Annotated in this window: 21 protein-coding genes; 10 read left to right on the top strand and 11 right to left on the bottom strand. The window is 67.5% G+C overall.

Annotated elements, in window-relative coordinates; genetic code table 11:
- Positions 1 to 470 (bottom strand): CreA family protein (locus VD964_RS27525; protein WP_324871641.1); only part of this gene is annotated, 470 nt, incomplete at its 3' end.
- A gap of 208 nt (positions 471 to 678) precedes the next feature.
- On the opposite strand from VD964_RS27525, the gene VD964_RS27530 reads away from it, so the two are divergent.
- Positions 679 to 1755 (top strand): AI-2E family transporter, encoded by a 1077-nt coding sequence (locus tag VD964_RS27530; protein WP_324871642.1) that lies wholly within the window; start codon positions 679 to 681, stop codon positions 1753 to 1755.
- Between the two features lie 145 nt (positions 1756 to 1900).
- Here VD964_RS27530 and VD964_RS27535 read toward each other — a convergent pair whose 3' ends face one another.
- Together VD964_RS27535 and VD964_RS27540 are read right to left on the bottom strand one after the other, a co-directional pair.
- Complete coding sequence (locus tag VD964_RS27535; protein WP_324871644.1) at positions 1901 to 2914, bottom strand: DUF6352 family protein; 1014 nt, start codon at positions 2912 to 2914, stop codon at positions 1901 to 1903.
- Between the two features lie 30 nt (positions 2915 to 2944).
- Positions 2945 to 3976: an alpha/beta hydrolase gene (locus VD964_RS27540; RefSeq protein WP_324871646.1), complete on the bottom strand. Its 1032-nt coding sequence runs from the start codon at positions 3974 to 3976 to the stop codon at positions 2945 to 2947.
- Positions 3977 to 4145: 169 nt separating this feature from the next.
- Between VD964_RS27540 and VD964_RS27545 the strand changes: the two genes are divergently transcribed.
- The 5 genes from VD964_RS27545 to VD964_RS27565 all read left to right on the top strand — a co-directional run bounded on the left by VD964_RS27545 (position 4146) and on the right by VD964_RS27565 (position 8215).
- On the top strand, positions 4146 to 4730 hold the full coding sequence (locus VD964_RS27545; RefSeq protein WP_324871647.1) for a septal ring lytic transglycosylase RlpA family protein: 585 nt from the start codon (positions 4146 to 4148) through the stop codon (positions 4728 to 4730).
- Positions 4731 to 5195: 465 nt separating this feature from the next.
- Positions 5196 to 5645: a MaoC family dehydratase gene (locus tag VD964_RS27550; protein WP_012973248.1), complete on the top strand. Its 450-nt coding sequence runs from the start codon at positions 5196 to 5198 to the stop codon at positions 5643 to 5645.
- Between the two features lie 131 nt (positions 5646 to 5776).
- Complete coding sequence (locus tag VD964_RS27555; RefSeq protein WP_324871648.1) at positions 5777 to 6718, top strand: bifunctional riboflavin kinase/FAD synthetase; 942 nt, start codon at positions 5777 to 5779, stop codon at positions 6716 to 6718.
- A gap of 15 nt (positions 6719 to 6733) precedes the next feature.
- Positions 6734 to 6910, top strand: a complete 177-nt coding sequence (locus VD964_RS27560) for a hypothetical protein (protein ID WP_167562457.1) — start codon at positions 6734 to 6736, stop codon at positions 6908 to 6910.
- 102 nt (positions 6911 to 7012) lie between these two features.
- Positions 7013 to 8215, top strand: coding sequence for a multidrug effflux MFS transporter (locus VD964_RS27565; protein WP_324871649.1), 1203 nt, complete (start codon positions 7013 to 7015; stop codon positions 8213 to 8215).
- Here VD964_RS27565 and VD964_RS27570 read toward each other — a convergent pair.
- Complete coding sequence (locus VD964_RS27570; protein WP_324871650.1) at positions 8181 to 8753, bottom strand: MgtC/SapB family protein; 573 nt, start codon at positions 8751 to 8753, stop codon at positions 8181 to 8183. The genes VD964_RS27565 and VD964_RS27570 overlap by 35 nt on opposite strands.
- Before the next feature lie 439 nt (positions 8754 to 9192).
- On the opposite strand from VD964_RS27570, the gene VD964_RS27575 reads away from it, so the two are divergent.
- The gene (locus VD964_RS27575) at positions 9193 to 10329 is read left to right on the top strand and encodes a type III PLP-dependent enzyme (protein ID WP_324871651.1); all 1137 of its coding nucleotides are present in this window, start codon (positions 9193 to 9195) and stop codon (positions 10327 to 10329) included.
- A gap of 214 nt (positions 10330 to 10543) precedes the next feature.
- Here the strand turns inward: VD964_RS27575 and VD964_RS27580 are convergent, their stop codons facing one another.
- Positions 10544 to 10756 (bottom strand): DUF1127 domain-containing protein, encoded by a 213-nt coding sequence (locus VD964_RS27580; protein WP_324871652.1) that lies wholly within the window; start codon positions 10754 to 10756, stop codon positions 10544 to 10546.
- A gap of 313 nt (positions 10757 to 11069) precedes the next feature.
- On the opposite strand from VD964_RS27580, the gene VD964_RS27585 reads away from it, so the two are divergent.
- Together VD964_RS27585 and VD964_RS27590 are read left to right on the top strand one after the other, a co-directional pair.
- Positions 11070 to 11783: an HAD family hydrolase gene (locus tag VD964_RS27585; RefSeq protein ID WP_324871653.1), complete on the top strand. Its 714-nt coding sequence runs from the start codon at positions 11070 to 11072 to the stop codon at positions 11781 to 11783.
- 12 nt (positions 11784 to 11795) lie between these two features.
- Positions 11796 to 12146 carry a cupin domain-containing protein gene (locus tag VD964_RS27590; protein WP_324871654.1) on the top strand — a complete coding sequence of 117 codons (351 nt, stop codon included), beginning with the start codon at positions 11796 to 11798 and terminating at the stop codon, positions 12144 to 12146.
- A gap of 22 nt (positions 12147 to 12168) precedes the next feature.
- On the opposite strand, the gene VD964_RS27595 is transcribed toward VD964_RS27590, so the two are convergent.
- The 3 genes from VD964_RS27595 to VD964_RS27605 all read right to left on the bottom strand — a co-directional run bounded on the left by VD964_RS27595 (position 12169) and on the right by VD964_RS27605 (position 14497).
- Positions 12169 to 12402, bottom strand: coding sequence for a hypothetical protein (locus VD964_RS27595; protein ID WP_310114868.1), 234 nt, complete (start codon positions 12400 to 12402; stop codon positions 12169 to 12171).
- 119 nt (positions 12403 to 12521) lie between these two features.
- Complete coding sequence (locus VD964_RS27600; protein ID WP_324871655.1) at positions 12522 to 14024, bottom strand: tripartite tricarboxylate transporter permease; 1503 nt, start codon at positions 14022 to 14024, stop codon at positions 12522 to 12524.
- The gene (locus VD964_RS27605) at positions 14021 to 14497 is read right to left on the bottom strand and encodes a tripartite tricarboxylate transporter TctB family protein (RefSeq protein WP_324871656.1); all 477 of its coding nucleotides are present in this window, start codon (positions 14495 to 14497) and stop codon (positions 14021 to 14023) included. The genes VD964_RS27600 and VD964_RS27605 overlap by 4 nt, the downstream gene beginning before the upstream one ends.
- Positions 14498 to 14878: 381 nt before the next feature.
- On the opposite strand from VD964_RS27605, the gene VD964_RS27610 reads away from it, so the two are divergent.
- Complete coding sequence (locus VD964_RS27610) at positions 14879 to 15859, top strand: tripartite tricarboxylate transporter substrate binding protein (RefSeq protein WP_414637289.1); 981 nt, start codon at positions 14879 to 14881, stop codon at positions 15857 to 15859.
- Between the two features lie 41 nt (positions 15860 to 15900).
- On the opposite strand, the gene queC is transcribed toward VD964_RS27610, so the two are convergent.
- The 3 genes from queC to VD964_RS27625 form a co-directional block, all read right to left on the bottom strand.
- Positions 15901 to 16641, bottom strand: a complete 741-nt coding sequence (gene queC / locus VD964_RS27615; protein ID WP_324871658.1) for a 7-cyano-7-deazaguanine synthase QueC — start codon at positions 16639 to 16641, stop codon at positions 15901 to 15903.
- 100 nt (positions 16642 to 16741) lie between these two features.
- Positions 16742 to 18604, bottom strand: a complete 1863-nt coding sequence (locus tag VD964_RS27620; RefSeq protein WP_324871659.1) for a PAS domain S-box protein — start codon at positions 18602 to 18604, stop codon at positions 16742 to 16744.
- A 200-nt stretch (positions 18605 to 18804) separates the two neighbouring features.
- Entirely contained in the window at positions 18805 to 19620 is an 816-nt protein-coding gene (locus tag VD964_RS27625) for an alpha/beta hydrolase (protein ID WP_324871660.1), read from the bottom strand.
- Positions 19621 to 19629 lie beyond the last annotated feature (9 nt).

Here is a 19629-nt window from a genome sequence, read left to right on the forward strand (position 1 = left end):
ACGGTCGAGATCGACATCTTGGCGGATGCGTCCTTCACCTGCCGGCTGTACACCACATAAACCAGCGTGTCGTTCGGCCGGTCGTAGATGCGACGGATGGCGATCGACTTGAAAATCAGGCTTTTCCGTTCGGAGAAGACCTCCTCCCCCTTCTGCGACAGCTCGATGTCGCCGACGGTGACCGGCCCGGTCTGGCGGCAGGCGATGGAGGCGTTGGACGGGTCCTCGAACCAGTTGCCCTTGCTCAGCCGGTCGATCAGGCTGCGGTCGAAATCGACCAGATGGCAGGTGACGCCCTTCACGCCGGGATCCTCGATCGCCTGCACCTGAAGCCCGTTGCCGGTCCAGTCGTTGGAGAAGCGGCCGACCACCTCGTCCGCCGCCGCGGAACGGAGCGTGAGCCCGGCTGTCAGCAGGCCCAGAACCAAAAGGCCGGCGGAAACGTTCATCAGGGGAAACAGGCTGCGCATCGCGACTGGGTCTCCGGCAAGGACGGGCGGGACCGCAGGATGCGCGGCCCGGAAAAACACTCCCCTAGATCGGAGGGTCCGGCGCCACCGTCAAGCGCCGTCCTTCGGAGGTCCGGCCACCGCGATGACAGACCGCAGCCCGCTCGCCTCGGCTTCCCCCGCATTTCCCCCCGCGCCCGAGGCCCCGCTTCCCGGCACGCCGGAACCGGTGACCGAGCCCCTGCCCCCGCCCGGCCACCGCCGCGATCCGCTGACCATCGCCGCCGTCGGCCTGTTCGTGATCGCCGTGCTGTTCGCGCTGTATTTCGGACGCGAAGTCCTCCTGCCGATCATGCTGGCGCTGATCCTCAGCTTCCTGCTGCGGCCGCTGGTCCGCGCACTCTACCGGGTCGGCATTCCGGAAGGAATCGGCGCCGCCATCATGGTGATCACGCTGTTCGGCAGCGTGCTGCTGGCGGTCTACACCCTGTCGGCTCCGGCGGCGGAATGGGTGAACCGCATGCCGCGCGTCCTGCACGAGCTGGAGTTCAAGCTGGGCGACATCCGCGCCGGAATCGAGCGGGCCCGCGAGGCCTCGCGCCAGATCGAGCAGATCGCCAAGGAGTCCGGCAACGAGGGCGGTCCGGTGCGTGAGGTGGTGGTGCGCGGTCCGTCGCTGATGGAACAGGCGATCAGCCAGGTCGAAGCAGTGATCGTCAATGTCGTGATCCTGCAGGTCCTGCTGTATTTCTTCCTGGCGAGAGGCCGCCATTCGCTGGAGGCGCTGATCGGCACCATGCGCAACGTCGACGACCGCGTGCATTACGCCATGGTCGCGGCGACGCTGCAGCAGAACATCGCCGCCTATCTGCTGACCATCACCCTGATCAACGTGGTGCTGGGCGTCGCCACCGGTCTGGTCATGTGGATGTGGGGGCTGCCCAACCCGGCCCTGTGGGGGGTGCTGGTGGCAGTGGCCAACTACATCCCCTTCATCGGCCCGGCGGTGATGACCGGCGTCCTGTTCCTGGTGTCGGTCCTGACCTTCGACGGGCTCGGCACCATCCTGCTGCCGCCCTTGTCCTTCGTGGCGCTGACCACGATCGAGGGCAACTTCCTGACGCCGATGATCGTCGGCCGGCGGCTGTCGCTGAACCCCATCGCGGTGTTCGTGTCGATCCTGTTCTGGGGCTGGCTGTGGGGCATACCCGGTGCGCTGCTGGCCGTGCCGATCCTGGCGATCCTGAAGATCCTGTTCGACGCGCACGAGCCCCTGAAGCCGGTGGGGGCTTTGCTGGGGGGGTGAGGGTTTCGGCTTCGAATGCCCCCACCCTCCCGCTTCGCGGGTCCCTCCCTCCCCCGCCCTTGGCGGTGGAGGGGCAGGAAGCGGCAGTTCCCTCTCCCACCGAAGGTGGGGGAGGGTTAGGGAGGGGGCACCGGCAGCGATGCTCTCACGCCACCGAGGCCAGCGGCAAATTCACCAGCAAATTCTGCGGCTTCAGCTTCAGCCGCCGCCCTTCCGTCATCGCCAGCCCCAGATAGACCGGCCGCCCGGCGAGGTCGGGGCGCATGGCGGCGGGGTCGGCGAAGTCCAGGCGGAACAGGGCGAGGATGCGGGCCAGCCGGTCCTCCCCCACCTCCACCCCGTTGTAGAGGTCGTTGAGGATCGCCGTGGCGGCGCTGTCGAGCCCGACATGCCAGACCCAGCGGTCGTCGCGGATGTTCTGCACCGGCTGGATGCTGACCGTCACGCCCAGGAAATGCCCAACCCAGGCCTCCAGCACACGGGCCAGCGCGTCCAGACCGGCGGCGGCGAAGGTGATGTCCAGCACCGTGTCGTGCCGGGCGTCGCGGCCCCAATAGAGCGGGTGGTTGGTCTCGTCCAGGATGTCCAGATCCACGCTGCGGGGAGCGGTTCCGGCCTCCACCACCAGCCGGCCCAGCGAACCGAAGCCGCCGGACGCCGCCATGGTCTCCACCGTCTCGGCATCGGCGACGCGGACGCGGCCGTCGTCGACCGACACCGTCTGCTCGCGGAAGAACAGCTCGCCGGCACGGGCGCGCAGGCCCGACGGGGTCTCGTCCAGGATGCCGCGCAGGATGGCATGCACCAGCTGGTCGATGAACAGGCCGGGCACGCCGCGGGCGCCCTCGCGGAACAGGCGGATGTAGCAGCCCTCCAGCGTCCCGGCGGCCAGCAGCCGGTCGCGGAAGGCCAGCCAGACCTGGAAGTTTTCCCGCGCATCCGGATCGGCGATGGCGTCGAGCAGCGGGGCCGGCACCGTCCGCGCCGGATCGTCCAGCAAGGCGGCGTGCAGCGTGCGCTCGGCGTCGCAGGCCTCCTCCGGCGGGCGCATCTCGGGCCGGAGCAGATAGGCGCGCAGGAAATCGGGCGTCACCGCCAGATGGTTGTCGGCGTCGCGCGCCAACAGGTGGAAGCCGGACGCCGTCCAGAAATCGGTCATGCTGAGGGGCACCTCTGGTCCTGAAGGCGCCTATCCGACGACAGAGCCGCCAGACGACGCAAGTGTCTTGTGGCCGGTCTCCTCGCCGAGGGTCCTGTCGAGGAAGTCGTCGATGTCCGCCCACACCCGGTCGCGGATGGCGTCGCATTCCATCAGCAGCTCGTGCTTCGCCCCGGGATACTCGACAAGATGGGCGTTGCCGAGCCGGGCGGCCACCTCGCGGTGAAGCTCGGCCCGGACCACCCGGTCGTCGGGCGCGCTCAACAGCAGGACCGGCGTGCGCACCCGCTCCAGCGGTAGGCTGCGGCGCAACGCGTCCTCCGCGTCCAGCGCCGCCGCGACCCAGGCGAAGCTGACGCCGCCGACGCGCAGCTCCGGCCGCTCGGCATAGGGGGTGTGGAAGGCGGCGTAGCGCCGGGGATCGGTGGTGATCTTGTTGTCCGGCCGGAAGATGCCCTCCGCCGGGTCGTAGTCGCCCTGCCAGAAGGCGTAGCGGGCGCCGCATCCGCAGGCGAGCCCCAGGGAGGCCAGCGCCCGTGCCAGCCGGCGCGGCAGCGGTCCGGTATGGATGGCGTACATCGGCGCCGCCAGCAGCACGGCGGCATAGCGGCCGGGTTCGTCGCCGCAGTGGCGGGCCAGCGCCAGCGTCGCCACGAGGCCGCCCATGGAATGCGCCAGCAGGATCAGCGGCCCGCCGGTCTCCGCGGCGACGGGCGCCGCCACCTGCCGGTAAACGCAGTCGAGGTCGCCGACCAGCAGCGCGAAATCCGTCAGGTGGTGGATTTGCCGGTTGGGCAGCGGCCGGTCCGACAGGCCCTGGTTGCGCCAGTCGACCGCCACCACGCGGAAGCCGCGGGCCGTCAATGCGCTCGCGGTCTCCGCATATTTCTCGATGAACTCGGCGCGGCCGGTCAGCACCAGCGCGGTGCCGCGGACCCGCTCCGGCTTCGGCCAGACGGCGACCCGCAACCGCACTCCATCACCCATCGCGACAGACCGCATCTCCACGTGGCTCAGGTCCGGCATTCCTCCGGGTACAGTCCAAGCGGAATCGTCGGCCATGCTTTCTCCCCCGAGCGTTGTGATGAGAACCGGAAGAGCGCCCATGCGGACCACCCACTCCGAATTCGTCAAGATATTCGAAACCGGAAATAGTAGCGATATCTTGCATGCGATCCGCGATGGAACTCTTTTCCTTGCGGGGCGTTGGTCCGCCGTTGGAGGTGTACCGATGAAGACAATGCGAATCATCTTCCTGGCGCTTGCCGCCACGACCCTGAGCGGGACCGCGGTCCCGGTTCTGGCGAACGAGAAGGCCAAGGTTCCGCCCGTGCGTGTCGAGCAAGAGGATGGCGAGGAAGTCCTCGTCCACAAGGGGGAAGCGTCCTTCTACAGCCACAAGTTCCACGGCCGCACCACTGCCAGCGGCGAGCCGATGAACCAGAACAAGTCGACCGCGGCGTCGCGCACGCTGCCGCTCGGCTCCAAGGCCACGGTCACGAACGAGGAGAACGGCAAGAGCGTCGACGTCATCGTCAACGACCGCGGCCCCTATGTCGACGGCCGGGTGATCGACCTGTCTCGCTCCGCCGCAAAGAAGCTGGACATGATCGAGGACGGGACCGCCCCGGTGACGGTGGAGGTCAAGCCGTCGGAGCAGCCGACCGACACCGCCCGCGTCAAGGTGGAGGAAAAGGTCGACCAGCTCACCCCCGACAGTCAGGTGGCCGAACGCGAAACCCGCCGTCAGGGAAACAGCGGCAATAGTGGCGGCACCGGCAGCGACACAGTGTCGCACTCCGGATCGGGCAAGTAATGCTGCGGCGCGGCGAAGACGCTTCCCGATTCGCCGCGCCGATCCCCTGACTTTTATTGCGCTGCCGAACCAACAGTCACCGAACAGTCAATCGGTTGAAATGAAACGGACTTTGCCACTGCAGCGCGGGGTGGTGCCCCACAGTCGCGCTAACGCTGGCGGCCAAGCGCCATGGGCGGTGGGATTTTTCGTTAAGTTGTTGATTGAACGCCGCTTCTGCCGCTCTACCTTCATTGCGAAGTAATCCGGCTGCACAAGGCACCCCTCCATTACCGGGAAGCCTGCCGCGGAAAGCAGCCGTTTTGGCCGCGGTCTTGTGCGGAACGTTAGAGATTTTTTTGCATTTTTGGAGGAGACGTGGTGCCATTCCCATCGCTGCGGCGCACATGACGCATTGCAGCGAACGGCGCGGCGCCAGTGCGTCAGACGCCGGAACAGGCACCGAGAGAAAGAGGAATTGCTGCGATGGACGACGTGCGTCAGGTCCGCAAGGATACCGAAGGCTACTGCATCGAAGACCTGTCCGTCGGCATGACGGCAAGCTTCGCCAAGACGGTGACGGAAGCCGACATCGTCCTGTTCGCAGGCATTTCCGGCGACACCAACCCGGTCCACATCAACCAGGAATACGCCGCCACCACCATGTTCCAGGGCCGCATCGCCCACGGCATGCTGACGGTCGGCTTCATCTCGGCCGTGCTGGGCACCAAGCTGCCGGGGCCGGGCTGCATCTACATGAGCCAGACGCTGAAGTTCAAGGCGCCGGTCCGCGCCGGCGACACCGTCACCGCCCGCGCCACCATCACCGAACTGATCCCGGAAAAGCGCCGCTGCGTCATCAAGACGGTCTGCACCGTCGGCGAGACCGTGGTCGTGGAAGGCGAAGCGCTGCTGATGGTCCCGTCCCGCGGCTGATTTTTCGACGCCTGAGCGCTGCCTTCGGGCGCCAGGACACCGCCGGCGCGTTTACCCCGCGCCGGCGTCGGTCTATATAGACGCCCGAGCAAGCGGACCCGCCGGGGTCCGCCCACAGCACCGGGGCGCGCATGCGACTGTACAGACACACCGCCGACCTGCCGGCCGAAGAGCGGGGCGCCGTCGTGGCGCTCGGCAATTTCGACGGCGTGCACCGCGGACATCAGACGGTCATCGGCACCGCCCAGCGCCTTGCGGCGGAGATGGGCGCACCGTCGGCCGTGGTCACTTTCGAACCGCACCCGCGCAGCGTCTTCCGTCCCGACGACCCGCCCTTCCGCCTGACGCCTTTCCGCGTCAAGACCCGGCATATCGAGGCGCTGGGAGTCGACCAGCTGATCGTCTGCCACTTCGACGACGGCTTCCGCCACAAGACCGCGCAGGCTTTCGTCGACGAGATCCTGATCGGCGGGCTGGGCGTTCGGCATGTCGTCTGTGGCTATGATTTCCTGTTCGGGCACAAACGGTCGGGCGATCCGGCCTTCCTGCTGCGCGCCGGCCGCGCCCAGGGCTTCGGCGTCACGGAGGTCGGGCCGGTGTCCGACACGGAGGGCGGGGTCTATTCCTCCACCCGCGTGCGCGACGCGCTGGTCGCCGGCCGGCCGCGCGAGGCCACCCATGTGCTGGGCCATCCTTGGGAGATCGAGGGGCGCGTCGTCCATGGCGACCAGCGCGGACGCACCATCGGCTTCCCCACCGCCAACATCGAACTGGGCGAGTATCTGCGCCCGGCCTTCGGCGTCTATGCGGTGCGCGCCGGCATCGACCGCGGCGGCGAGACCGTCTGGCTGCCCGGCGTCGCCAATCTCGGCGCCCGCCCCACCGTGGACGGCACGGTTGCCCGGCTGGAAGCCCACCTGTTCGATGTCGACCTGGACCTGTACGACCTGCATCTGCGGGTGCAGATGATCGATTTCCTGCGGCCGGAGATGAAGTTCCCCAGCTTCGACGCGCTGAAGGACCAGATCGTTCAGGATGCCGCCGCCGCCCGCGCGGTTCTGGCCGGCGGCTGACGGGAGGGGCACGCCATGGAACGGGTTCTGATGCTGCTGTTCATCCTGAACCAGGGCGGCCCGACCACGCTGGAATTCGCCAGCATGGAGCAATGCAAGGCGGCCGAGCCGGTCGTCATCCAGAACTACCGCGAGATGACCGGCAACACGGTGCTGTCGCGCTGCATCCGCATGGTGCTGCCGGCGAAGTGAGGGGGCGGCTCCGCCGGGCCGTCATCGACACTGGCGGAGATGGTTTCGTCTGATACAGTGCGGCCCCGCCCTCGCTTCCTCCGCCGCAGTGCTCGCCATACCATGCCCCGTCCAGATTCCCTGCCGATCCGTGTCCTGTTGACCGCCCTGGTCGCCTTCGGCCCGCTGTCCACCGACCTCTACCTGCCGTCGCTGCCGACGCTGGTCCGGGTGTTCGACACCGATGTCGTCACGGTGCAGATGACGCTGTCGATCTTCCTGATCGGCTTCGCGGTGTCGCAGCTGGTCTATGGCCCGATGTCCGACCGGTTCGGCCGGCGCCCCACCCTGCTGGTCGGGGTGGCGATCTATCTGGCGGCCAGCGCGGTCTGCGCCATGACCACCAGCATCGAGGGGCTGATCGCCGCCCGCTTCTTCCAGGCGCTGGGGGCCTGCTGCGGGCCGGTGGTGGCAAGGGCGGTGGTGCGCGACGTCTTCGGCCGCGACCGGGCGGCGACGGTGCTGGCCTATATGTCGATGGCGATGGCGCTGGCCCCGGCGGTGGGGCCGATGTTGGGAGGCGTGCTGACGGAGTGGTTCGGCTGGCGCGCGAACTTCGTTCTGCTGACCGTCTTCGCCTGCGGCATCCTGGCGGCGGTGTGGTCGATGCTGGGCGAGACCAACGCCCACCGCGACGAGGAGGCGCTGAGGCCCAGCCGTCTCGCCGCCAACTACCTGCTTCTGCTGCGCAACCGCGGCTTCGTCGGCTATGTGCTGGTGGTCGCCTTCTCCTACAGCGGCATCTTCTCCTTCATCTCCGGCTCGTCCTTCGTGCTGATCGACCGGCTGCACCTGACCCCGGCGCAGTATGGCGCCAGCTTCGGCGCGGTGGTGCTGGGCTATATGCTGGGCACCTTCCTGGCCGGCCGGCTGACGCCGCGGCTGGGCGGCGCCCGCATGATCCGCATCGGAACGCTGCTGTCGCTCGGCGGCGGAGTCGTAGGCGGTCTGCTGGCGCTGGCCGGGGTCCTGCACCTGCTGGCCATCGTCGTGCCGGTCTTCCTGTTCATCCTGGGCACCGGGCTGACCCTGCCGAACGCCACCGCGAACGCGGTCGGCCCCTACGCCACCATGGCCGGGCTCGCCTCCTCCCTGCTGGGCTTCGCGCAGATGACCATCGCCGCCGCCGTCGGTATCCTCGTCGGCCATATGAACGACGGCAGCGCCCTGCCGATGATGGGAGCCATCGGGCTGGTGGGGCTGGGCGCGCTGCTGGCGCACCGGCTGCTGGTCATCCCCGCGACGCAGGGCGGGCGATCCGCCTGACCCGACCCGGCGGACGGGCGGCGCGGCGGCGCTCCCGCGCCTTGCGGTCGTCGTCGGACCTGCGGCCCTCGTCATCCTCCCTGCCGAACTCCGGGAAGCGGTCCATCAGGATGGTGAACAGGATCGTCACCATCAGGGACAGGGCCAGCGCCATCCCCGCCAGCAGGTAATAGCCGGCACCGCAGGCGATGCCCAGCCCGCCCGCCACCCAGATCACCGCCGCGGTGGTCGCCCCGCGCACGCTGTCGCCGGAGCGGAACATGACGCCGGCGCTGATGAAGCCGACTGCCTGGGCCACGCCCTGGATGACGCGCACCGGGTCGCTCGGCCGCTCGTCGCCGCTGGCATGCAGCCCGACATAGAACTCCAGCGCCACCAGAGTCGTCAGGGCGCAGCTGATGGATATCAGCGTATGCGTGCGCAAGCCGGCCGCCTTGCCGCGCATTTCCCGGTCAAGTCCAAGCAGCGCCCCGCAAAAGGCTGCAGCCAGCAGCCGCAACCCGATCTCCTCCACCGTCAGAACCGTAGTCAAGCCCATGAAATCACTCCGGTTTTTTGACCCCTCAAACGGTCTGCCACTTTTTTGGGGCACGCGGCATTTTTCACTTTGCAATCGATCGCGTTGGATCTATGTAACGCGAACTCGCAAGCGCACGTGCCGCTGGCCCGCCCCTCGGCGTCTCCGAGATGTGGTTATGCAACGACGTAACGCGTGATCCCCGACCGTCCCTTAAACAAGGCGGCGACTTGGAGGTTACGATGGTTGATGTTGTTGTGGGTGGGCGCGTGCTCACCCGTCTCCGAAATCTGCCGCTCCTGGACCATACGGACAGAACAGGGTTCTGTACGGGGCAATCCAGTATTGGCGGCCTGAGCGCCTGATCAGCTTTTTGAGTTGCTGATCGGCCCGCCCGGCCGCTCCCTCCCCCCCGACTTCACCCTTTCCGTTCCATCATCTTGCGTCCCAGGAGACTGAGATGACCCAGAAGATTGCGCGCTTTTTCGAAGAGCAGCGCCCGCAGACCCCTTGCCTCGTCATCGACCTGGACGTGGTCGAGCAGAACTACAACGATCTGCACGACGCCCTGCCCGACGCCCGCATCTTCTATGCGGTGAAGGCGAACCCGGCCGCGGAAATCCTCAGCCTGCTGGCCCGTCTCGGCTCCGCCTTCGACTGCGCCTCGGTCCCGGAAATCCAGATGGCGCTGGCCGCCGGCGCCACCCCGGAGCGCATCTCCTTCGGCAACACCATCAAGAAGGAAGGCGACATCCGCCGCGCCTACGAGCTGGGCGTCCGCCTGTTCGCCTTCGACAGCGAGCCGGAACTGGAGAAGATCGAGCGCGCCGCCCCCGGCGCCCGCGTCTTCTGCCGCATCCTGACCTCGGGTGAGGGCGCCGAATGGCCGCTGTCGCGCAAGTTCGGCTGCGACCTGACGATGGCGCGCGAGCTGCTGCTGAAGGCCCGCGACATGGACGTGCAGCCCTATGGCGTGTCCTTCCATGTCGGTTCGCAGCAGAAGGACCTGATGCAGTGGGACCACGCCATCTTCCAGGTGGCGCAGCTGTTCCGCGAGCTTGAGGTGCTGGGCGTCGACCTCGGCATGATCAACCTGGGCGGCGGCTTCCCCACCCGCTACCGCACCGACGTGCCGGAATGCACCGCCTACGGTCAGGCGATCTTCGACTCGCTGCGCAATCACTTCGGCAACCATCTGCCGGAAACCATCGTGGAGCCCGGCCGCGGCATGGTCGGCAGCGCCGGCATCATCGAGAGCGAAGTGGTCCTGGTGTCGCGCAAGTCGGCCGAGGATACCAAGCGCTGGGTCTATCTGGACATCGGCAAGTTCGGCGGTCTGGCCGAGACGATGGACGAGGCGATCCAGTACCCGATCGAGGTGCTGGGCGATGAGCCGGAAGACGACCGCGAGGCGGTGATCCTGGCCGGCCCGACCTGCGACAGCGCCGACGTGCTGTACGAGCGCGCCGACTACAAGATGCCGATGGGTCTGAAGGCCGGTGACCGCGTGCGCATCCATGCCACCGGCGCCTACACCACGACCTACTCGGCCGTCTGCTTCAACGGCTTCGCGCCGCTGCAGCACTACTGCATCTGAGGAGGGGGCAGGGCGGCGCCCTGCCCTTCCCGAAGTTGTCCCAAGAAAAAGCCCGCCTGCCGGATCGATCCGGCGGCGGGCTTTTCTTTTCCGGTCGGCTATTTTTTGAGCAGCCTATCTGCTGGGCAGCCAGGGCATCGGACAAAGAAAAAGGCCGCTTCCGATCAACGGAAGCGGCCTTTTCCGGTGCGTTCGCCGGCCGGCGTGCAGGCGCTCATTCGCGCCAGAACGGCTTCGACATCTCGCGCTCGGCATCCAGGCGGCTGAAGCCGATGTCCTGGAGCATACGGTCGTCCAGATAGCCCAGTTCGCGGCGGGTCACGACGCGCTGGCGCCACAGGCCCAGCAGGTTCGAGGCGACCTCGACGATATGACCGAAGGTGGTGGTGGCGTGGCCGGTCTCGGCCGAATGCAGAAGGGTTGCCATGATGGAGATTCCTGAGATGTCTTGTTATGGAGGGTCCGCCGGTCGGCGATCACGTCCTCCTTGTGTGGAAATATAATTACGCTCCTTTCAGCCATGTTGCCACCCCCGGCGGCAACATGCCCGCTTTGCAGGCAGCGAAGAACTCGCCATGGAATGTCACCGATCTGTGGCAAAATCGTCATTCCGGATACTTACGGTTTGGTAGACGGACAATAATGGACCCCCGCACCTTCCTGCCCTGGACAAGGCAGCCTGACTTGGTCCATGTATTGTTTTACTTACGGATCAATAGAGCGGACCTGCGGACAGTACCATGAGCGGCATCCATACCCCCGGCAGCCAGACCTTCGACACCATCGGGTTCGATGGCGACGACACGCTGTGGCACAACGAATCGCTCTTCTCGATGACGCAGGACCGTTTCCGCGCCCTGCTGGCCCATGCCGCCGACCCGACCGACCTCGACCGCCGCCTGCTGGAGGCGGAACGGGCCAACCTCCGGGTCTATGGCTACGGCATCAAGGGCTTCGTCCTCTCGATGATCGAGACGGCGATCGCGGTCACCGACGGCAACGTCGCCGCCCGCGACCTGCAGAGCCTGATCGACTTCGGCAAGGCGATGCTGGACCACCCGGTGGAACTGCTGCCCGGCGTGGCGGAGGTGGTGGAGGCGCTGGCGTCCCGCTTCCAGCTGGTCCTGATCACCAAGGGCGACCTGTTCGACCAGGAAAGCAAGATCGCCCGCTCCGGCCTGTCCGAGCTGTTCCATGCGGTGGAGATCGTCAGCGAGAAGGACCCGGCGACCTACCGGCGGGTGATGGACCGCCACGGCATCGACCCGGCGCGTTTCCTGATGGTCGGCAACTCGGTGCGGTCGGATATCCTGCCGGTGTTGGCGACCGGCGCCCATGCCGTCCACATCCCCTACGCCATCACCTGGGCCCACGAAGAGGCCGAGGTGCCCGACGACCATTACCGCCGCCTCGACTCGGTCCGCGAATTGCCGGCACTGTTGGCGGCCTGGTGAGGAGCCCTGTCGATGACCTTGCTTCCCCTGCCCGACCTGGACGGCATCACCCCCGAAACCGGCGGCCCGGCCGCAGACCGCGTGCTGTCCGGCGCACCCGTCTTCACGACTTGGAACGGTTACGAGTCGGCGGACGGCAAGCGGTTCGCCGGATGCTGGCGGTCGACTCCGGGCTCCTGGCGCATCGTCTATGACGAGTGGGAATATTGCGAAATTCTGGAGGGCGAAAGCGTCGTCGCCCATGACGATGGCCGGTCCTGGACCTTGAAGGCCGGAGACCGTTTCGTCATCGAGCCGGGATTCCAAGGCAGTTGGACCGTGGTTGCGGCCACGACCAAGCGCTATGTGGTGGTCCTGCCCTGAACGGCCCACTCAGCCGCCCCGTTCAACCAGTGAGTTCGACCGAGTTCTGGGCGGCGCCGTGGCTGATGATGGTGACGGCCTTGCGCCCGATCTCCACCGCCAGCACGCCGAGCACGAGGACGGAGGCGACCAGCATCAGGCGGGCGACGTCACGGGTCAGCGCGCGCTTGCGGGCGTTGGCCCGGCGATGCTCGCGGATCACCGCGCGCATGGCGCCACCGGTCAGCCGACGTCCGAACCAGGCATTGGCGGCCATGATGCGCTCCCATCATCCCGAACAAGTACAAGAGTATTTATATAAAATTTTATCTTGTTCAGCAAGACCCGAATCCTGCGGCGTGACGCCCCAGGACTCGGTTGCGGGTAAGGCCAGCCCTATTCCTTGAAGGCCACCTCGCGCTGGCGGCGGAAGGCCGGCAGCAGGATGAGGGCCAGCAATCCGACGGCCACCGCCATCAGGCCGGCGCTGATCGGGCGGGTGACGAAGACGGTCAGATCGCCCTGGGACAGCAGCATGGCGCGGCTGAGGTTCTCCTCCAGCAGGGGGCCGAGGACGAAGCCGAGCAGCAGCGGCGCCGGCTCGCACTCCAGCTTCTTCAGCACATAGCCGAACACGCCGAAGCCGGCCATCAGCAACACGTCGAACACGTCGTTCTTCAGGCTGTAGGTGCCGATGCAGCAGAATACCAGGATGGCCGGGAACAGATAGGCATAGGGCACGCGCAGAAGCCGCACCCAGAGCCCGATCAGCGGCAGGTTCAGCACCACCAGCATGACGTTGCCGACCAGCATGCTGGCGATCATGCCCCAGAACAGGTCCGGCTGCTTGGTCATGATCTGCGGTCCCGGCGTGATGCCGTGGATCATCATGGCGCCGACCATCAGCGCCATCACCGCGTTGGACGGGATGCCGAGGCTCAGCATCGGGATGAAGCTGGCCTGGGCGCCGGCATTGTTGGCGGCCTCCGGCCCGGCGACGCCCTGGATGGCCCCCTTGCCGAAGGTGGAGGGATCGCGCGCCACCTTCTTTTCCAGCGCGTAGGAGGAAAAGGCGCTGAGCGTCGCCCCGCCACCCGGCAGGATTCCCAGCAAGGCGCCCAGCGCCGTGCCGCGAACCGCCGCCGGCCAGGCATCCTTGAAGTCCCGCAGCGACGGCCACAGCCGGTGGACCGGTGACGGATCTATACCGCGCCCCTCCGTCTCCTCCAGGTTGATGATGATGTCGGCAAGGCCGAACAGCCCCATCGCCAGCGGCACGAAGTCCAGTCCGTCATAGAGCTGCGGAATGTCGAAGGTGAAGCGCATCTGGCCGGAATTGACGTCGGTCCCGACCATCGACAGCAGCAGCCCGACCAGGATCATCGCCACCGCCTTCACCACCGACCCATGGGCCAGGGTAACCGCGCCGATCAGGCCGACCAGCATCAGCGCCACATATTCCGACGGACCGAAGGCCAGCGCCATCCCGGCCAGCGGCGGACCGGCCAGCGCGATGACCAGGGTGGTGACGCAGCCCGCGAACAGCGACGACAGCGCCGCGGTCGCCAGCGCGACGCCGCCGCGACCCTGCCGCGCCATGGCGTTGCCGTCCAGGCAGGTCATGACGGAGGAAGATTCGCCGGGCAGCTTCACCAGGATGGCCGTGGTCGATCCGCCATACTGGGCGCCATAGAAGATGCCGGCCAGCATGATCAGCGCCCCCACCGGCGGCAGGTAGAAGGTGATCGGCAACAGCAGGGCCACCGTCGCCGTCGGCCCCAGTCCGGGCAGCACGCCGATCAGCGTGCCGATCAGGGCGCCGAGGAAGCAATAGACCAGGTTCATCGGCTCCACCGACACACCCAGCCCGAGCCAGAGATTGGCGAGGACGTCCATCATGGCCAGATCTGGAGCGGCAGGCCCAGTCCCCAGGAAAAGATGGCGATGCAGCTGGTGGCCAGCGTTGCCCACAGGGCCGTGAAGGGGCCGGGGCGCAACGGCCGTCCGGCCAATCCGCCGATGCCGATCAGCGCCAGGATGGCGAGCACCAGACCCAGCCTGTCGAGCAGGGCGGCGAAGGCGATGACGGCGACGGTGATGGCGACCGATGGCCTCCATGCCCACGCCAGCGTCGCCGGTCCTTCCGCCGTCAGTCCGCGCACGAGGGTCGCCAGCCCCGCCGCCAGCAGGAGATAGCAGACGAGCCGCGGGAAGAACCCGGCCTGCATCATGGCCAGCGATCCCGCCTCCCAGCCGCGCGCCAGCCAGAGCCCGCCGAGGGCGAGGGCGCTGAGCAGCAGTCCGGCCGCGAGATCCTGGGGCGATCTCAGCCGGGATGCGGCCGACCGGGGCGATCTCAGGGTATGTGTCATTGGATGGATGTGTCCGCTCTCTCAGCCATGCGATGGCGGAAGGCCCGGGCGCCACACCCGCTTCATCGGGCAATGCAGCCTGCGCCCCTCAGGATATCGCCCAAAACCGCCGAGTCGGCCGCCGGCGCTATCTCCGCCGGTTGTATTATTACCGGCGGCAATCCCTCCGTCGAGCGCGTTCTCGTCGGATTTCACGGTTATGGAGAGAATATCGCAGGAAAGATCAAGGCATTTTGCGTCGGATTTGCGGCATATTACTCGTTATGGTACATACTGACTTTCTTCATACACGCATGATGAACGGGCACCTCCGGCGCATCCGGGAGCGGAGCCCGAAGGATCGGACGACGAACGATGACAGCAGCGACTTTCCTCCTGCGCATGGCCGGCTGCCGTGCCGCGTCTTTCCCGGTTGCGGCGCTTGCGATCCTGATGCTGTTGCTCGCGGGCTCCCCCGCCGCGGTGCAGGCCGCCTATCCGGAGAAGCCGATCACCATGGTCGTCGCCTATGGCGCCGGCGGCTCCACCGACGTCACGGCGCGGATGCTGGCGCCCTATATCGAGCGCTATCTGGGCGGCGGGCGTATCGTCGTCCTGAACCGGCCGGGGGCCGGCGGCGAGATCGGCTTCGCCGCCATCGCCGATGCGGCGCCGGACGGTTACACGATCGGCTTCATCAACACGCCCAACCTGATCACCATCCCGATCGAACGGCAGGCACGCTATGGGCTGGACCGGCTGGACCCGCTGGTGAACATCGTCGACGATCCGGGCGTGATGACCGTCCGTGCCGACAGCCCGCTCCGGTCGGTCGCCGACGTGGTGGAATTCGCGAAGGGGAATCCGGGCGCACTCACCGTCGGCTCCACCGGCATCGGCTCCGACGACCATCTCGCCATGCTGTTGCTGGAACGGCAGGCCGGGGTGAAGTTGACCCATGTGCCGTTCGCCGGCAGCGCCGAGAACTACCGCGCGATGCTGGGCTCCCACACCAGGATCTGCGACCAGAATCTGGGCGAGGGGCTGCGCGGGCTCGCCGGCGGCGATCCCGTGCGCATGCTGGGTGTGATGAGCCGGTCGCGCTGGGACATGGCGCCGGACCTGCCGACCTTCCGCGAACAGGGCTATGCCATCGACATGGTGTCCATGCGCGGCATCGGTGCCCCGAAGGGTCTGCCGCCGGACATCCGCCGCACCCTGATCGAGGCGATCACCAAGGCGGCGATGGACCCGGAGTTCCAGGCCAAGGCACGCGAGACCTTCCAGCCGCTCCGCATCGTCGGCCCAGAGGCCTTCGCCGCCGAGCTGAAGCAGTTGGACGGCGAGTTCCGCAGCTTGTGGACCGAAATGCCCTGGAAGTAATGGCGAAGAAATACTGACCGCTTGCGAAACGACCGTTTCCGTTACGATGCCGCTCCGGTGCCGTAACGGATTGGGTCGCTCAATCCGGCTTCCGAAAAGCCCTTCAGCCGCAACAGACAGCTGTCGCAGGCACCGCAGGACAGCCCCTCCGGCGTCGGATCGTAGCAGGAGTGGGTGAGGCTGTAGTCGACCCCAAGCTCCAACCCGCGGCGGACGATCGCGGCCTTGTCCAAGGTCATCAGCGGCGCATGGATCTTGAAGCGGCTCGTCCCCTCCACCCCGGCCTTGGTCGCGAGGTTGGCCAGGGTTTCGAAGGCCGCGATGTATTCCGGGCGGCAGTCGGGATAGCCGGAATAATCCAGCGCGTTGACGCCGATGAACAGGTCGGACGCTCCCAGCGTTTCCGCCCAGGCCAGCGCGAAGGACAGGAAGACGGTGTTGCGCGCCGGCACATAGGTGACGGGAATGCCCTGCCCCAGATCGGCCTCCAGGTCTGCGGCGCTGCCGTGCTTGGGCACGTCGATGCTGTCGGTCAGGGCGGAGCCGCCGAAGGCGCGCAGATCGATGTCGGCGATCACATGCCGCTCCACCCCCATCGCCGCGACCACGCGCCGTGCCGCTTCCAGCTCCACCGAATGGCGCTGTCCGTAGCGGAAGCTGAGGGCATTGACGCGATAGCCCTCGGCCTTGGCAATGGCGAGCACCGTGGTCGAATCGAGTCCGCCGCTGACCAGCACCACGGCGTCCTTCGGCACACCCATCGTCTTGTCCGGACCCGCCATCGCACACCCACCTCTGCAAAGCCGCCCACCATTGCGGGCAAGGATGGCGACAGCTTTTGGCACATCCCGGCGCATCGGGCCAGACCGGGTGTCACGGCGATCACATCATGATGGCCAGCATTTCCTCGATGGTCATGACGCGCGAAGGCGGCAGGCGGACGGTTGCGGTGCAGCCCCGACCGGGTGCGCTGTCCAGCGTCAGGGTGCCGCCATGCGCCTCCACCAGACGAAGGGCGAGCGGCAGGCCGAGGCCGATTCCCTCGTACCGGCGGGTGGCGGTCTGGTCGATCTGGGCGAAGGGGGTCAGGGCGGTCGCGATGTCGTCCGCTTGCATTCCGATTCCGCGGTCACGCACCGCCAGTTCCACCCAGCCGTCTGTGGCAGGCGCCATGGCCAGCGTAACCACACCCTGCGGATGGCTGAACTTGATGGCGTTGGACAGCAGGTTTCCCAACGCTTGGCGCAGACGACGCCGATCGCCCCGCATCGGCGGCAGATCGCCCTCGGCGACCATCTCCACCGTCACGGCTTGGCGGGCGGCCTGAAACTCCAGGTCGGCAACCAGCTGGGCGGCGAGCGCCGACAGGTCGACCGGCTCCTCGGCCAGCGACAGCCCGCCGGCCTCGACCCGCGCCATGTCGAGGATATCGTCGATGATGGACAGCAGCTGTTCGCCGGCCTGCCTGATGGCGACGACGCAATCTCGCTGTTGCCCCTGACCGCCCGCCGGCGGCACGTCCGTCCGCGCCTCCAGCAGTTGTGAGAAGCCGATCACCGCGTTCAGCGGGGTGCGCAGTTCATGGTTCATGGTGGCGATGAAGGTCGATTTGGCACGGTCGGCCGCCTCGGCCGCCTCCTTGGCGGCCCGCAGCTCGGCTTCCGCCCGGCGCCGTTCGGTCACGTCGCGCAGGATGGCGGTATAGATCCGCCGTCCCTCCACTTCGCTGGCGCTGACCGACAGCTCCACCGGGAACCGGGTGCCATCGGCACGTTCCGCCTCGGCGGCACGGTCGCGGACGACCAGGGCCGTTGTCTGGCCAGGCGCGAATTCCACCCGGACGCCGCCCTCCTCCCGCAGATGGAACAGCGGGATCAGCCGGTCGAGCGGCCGCCACAACAGGTCCCCGGCCGGAACACCGAACATCGCCTCCGCCACGCGGTTGAAACCGAGCAGGATGCCGGCCTCGTCCACGGTGAGGATGGCTTCGGCGACCGTGTCGAGGATCGCCTCGCTGCGTGCTTCGGACAGGCGCAGGGCGTTGGCCGTGTGCAGGTATTCGCTGACATCGGTGATGGTGGCGATGGTGCTGCCATCCTCCATCGGGATGCGCTGGCACAGCACCCTGCGGTCGGAGCCCTCCCCCTGCGGATCGTGGAAGCGGAAATCGGTCGGCTGCAACTCCCGGCCCGGTTCGCTCCGCCACTCCGCGGCAACCCGCGCCCGGTCGTCGGGATGGACGGCGCCAAGCCAGCCGTCACCGAGCAGCCGGTCGGACTCCAGCCCGGTGATGGCGGAAAGGCGGGCATTGGCGAACAGCACCTGACCGGCCGCGTCGGCCTGAAGGATGCCGACCGGCACCGATTCAGCCAGAGTGCGATAGCGCGCCTCGCTGGCGCGCAGCCGCTCCGACAGGGCGATGGCGTCGCTGACATCACGGACGGTCAGGACCAGCCCACCGATTTCCGGATCAGCCAGTTCGTTGCGAACGGTCACCTCCAGCCAACGCCAGCCGCCATCGGCATGGCGGAAGCGGAAGATCGAGCGGCCGCTGCTGCCTGCCGGGGCGGCGACCCGGATCCGAAGCCGCTGCTGCGCCTCCTGCAGGTCCTCGGGGTGGAGGTGCAGGTCCAGAGCGGCGCCGGTAAGCGCCTGGGGAGGATGACCCAGCACGTCGGCCGCCGCTTGGCCGATCCGGAGAACGCGTCCGTCCATCGACAGCACCGCGACCGCTCCGTCCGACATGCGGCACGGGGCGTCAACCGACCGTTCGCCTGCCTGCAAGATGGCACCTCCGAACCGGCAATGAAAGGTTGGGCCGGATTGCCGCCCCTTACGCTTCGGGACGGCAATCCGATCCTGCCGGTCAGAGTAGGCAGTCGACCATTAACGTGTGATGTCAGAAAAAATCGGGTTCGACCCTGATGGTTTCGCCGCTGAAACCATCACCCCCGCCGCAAGGACAGGAAAGAGGTCAGCGCGTCCAGCACGGCATCCGGCGCTTCGGTCATAACCATATGCCCAGTCTGGGGCAGGACGACGACCTGCGAAGACTTCACGCGCGCGGCCAGCGTGCGCCCTGCTTTGGCCGGAGTCATCTTGTCCAGCGCTCCCAACAGGAACAGGGCGGGACAGGCGACCGACGCCGCAGCATCCGCCCCCTGCCCGTATTCGTTGCAGGCCGCGAGATCGACCCCCAACACCCCCGGCCGGACCGACGCCATCAGCCGGCGACCGCCGGGGATCAGCGCGAGGCCCGGCGTCGGGCAGCTGCCGCCCTGGGCGCCGCCATGGCCGCGCGGCCCATGGCCCCAGCCGATCACCATCTCGATGGCGGATTGTTCGCCGGCATGGGCGGCGGCCAGCAGGTCCGGATGCACCGGCATGCGTTCCGCCACGCCCAGCAGCGCAACCGCCTCCACCCGCGTGCCATGGCGGGCCGCAGCGTCCAGCGCCACCAGCGCGCCCATGGAATGGCCGACCAGCGCCGCCCGCTCCAGCCCGGCGGCATCCAGCAGGGCGATCACCCAGTCGGCGATGGCGGCGATGCTGCCCAGCGGTTCCCCGCCGGAGCGGCCATGGCCCGGCAGATCGACCGCCAGCACCGAACGGCCATGGTGGGCGAGATAGCGGCTTTGCAGGCTCCACACGCTGTGGTCCATGCCGGCGCCGTGGATCAGCACGATTGCGGGGCGCGCGGGATCGATCTCCCGGCCGCCGGTGTGGACGAAGACGGGGGTTCCGTTGACGGTCAACTGCATGGCGCGGCC

The organism is Azospirillum sp. (assembly GCF_035628975.1).
Taxonomy (GTDB): domain Bacteria; phylum Pseudomonadota; class Alphaproteobacteria; order Azospirillales; family Azospirillaceae; genus Azospirillum.